The organism is Okeania hirsuta, assembly GCF_003838195.1.
Classification (GTDB): Bacteria; Cyanobacteriota; Cyanobacteriia; order Cyanobacteriales; family Microcoleaceae; genus Okeania; species Okeania hirsuta.
In genome coordinates this window covers 1-1,336 of record NZ_RCBY01000583.1, presented here as the reverse complement: position 1 = coordinate 1,336, position 1,336 = coordinate 1, and the positions used below count along the sequence as shown (strand labels likewise).

Sequence of the window (1,336 nt, the reverse complement as noted above, 5' to 3'; positions counted from 1 at the left end):
AAAACTTAAATTTCCTGTAGATATCCACGCTAACTTTTACACAAACGATACCAACAGACATGATATTACTTATTCCTTCTTCTTTCTTCCTTTTTCCCTCTTCCTTCTTCCTTCTTCAATAAATCAAAAACTATGACAGATATTTGAAATTTATTAAACAAATTAGCTGCTCAAGAAGCACAATTAAATAATATTCAATTTCTAGCACCTTGTATAAGAAATGGGCGAGTCAAAACAAAAGTAGCAGGAATGGTTTATACCTTTCAAACTCAACCTAAAAAAATTGAAGGTTGGGGAATTTTTCAACCAATTAATGACAAAATAGCAAAATTTGTAGAAGAACCAAATTTGCCTCAATTAGAGGAATATTTCCAACTTTTAAAACCTCTTAGATTATTCCTTGCTTGTCAATTAAAAGGGCAAAAATGGCTAGCATATCCAACTAATGAATCTGATGCTAAACAACGTTTTGGTTTTGCTAAACCTATAGCAGTTCATATAGTAACAGAAGGAGCTATGTTTGAGTCAATAATTGCTAGATTTGATGGTAGTTCCTGGTGGTTTGAAGATATCGATCGCCGTGCCGATCCTTTTGTTGCGGAACAGTTACGGGAAGCGTTCAAAAATATTACGCCACTCAAAGAAGTCAGGTTTAAGGGGATAACACCAGAAATGAAAACAGTTTATGACTTAGTAGCGCGACAAAAAGAAGAGTTTATGAAACAAATGCAACAACAAAGGGATGAAAAACAACTGCGTGAAGCGTTAGAAATGGGAGGAGGTGAATTGCAGGATTTTCGCGATCGCTCTACTTATTGGCAAGTAGAATGGGTGACAAGGGATGGGGAACGTCATAGTTCTGCTATTGAGAAAAATGATTTGACTGTGGTGAGTGCTGGTATTTGTCTGAGTGGGGGCGATCGACATTTTGATTTACAGTCTTTAGTGGGTGTTGTTAAAGAAGGAAGAAGGAAGAGGGAAGAAGGAAGAAGGACTAAAGTTGGAAATAAGAAGTAAGAAGGAAGGAAAGAATAAGTAGGAAGGACTAAAGTTGAAAATTAAAAGTTATCAACTCGAAGGAAGAAGGGATATAATTTATCAGGAAGAAGTAAGAAGGGGTAAAGATTGCTTGGAGTTTATAGACTTGGAGTAGCTTTTTGGAGACTATCCCTATCTACTTTTTCCTTCTTACTTCTTATTTCCAACTTTAGTCCTTCTTCCTTCTTCCCTCTTCCTTCTTCCTTCTTTAACAACACCCACTAAAGACTGTAAATCAAAATGGCGATCGCTCTACTTATTGGCAAGTAGAATGGGTGACAAGGGATGGGGAACGTCA

The 1,336-nt window shown here is 36.6% G+C and carries 1 protein-coding gene; it reads left to right on the top strand.

Annotation, left to right across the window (positions count from 1 at the left end; genetic code table 11):
* The first annotated feature begins 249 nt into the window (after window positions 1–249).
* The gene (locus D5R40_RS33020; protein WP_339379563.1) at window positions 250–1,017 is read left to right on the top strand and encodes a hypothetical protein; all 768 of its coding nucleotides are present in this window, start codon (window positions 250–252) and stop codon (window positions 1,015–1,017) included.
* Window positions 1,018–1,336 lie beyond the last annotated feature (319 nt).

What these genes read in the sequence shown, in the direction of transcription:
- D5R40_RS33020 (WP_339379563.1), top strand. Translation starts at nt 250, where the DNA reads ATGGTTTATACCTTTCAAACTCAACCTAAAAAAATTGAAGGTTGGGGA.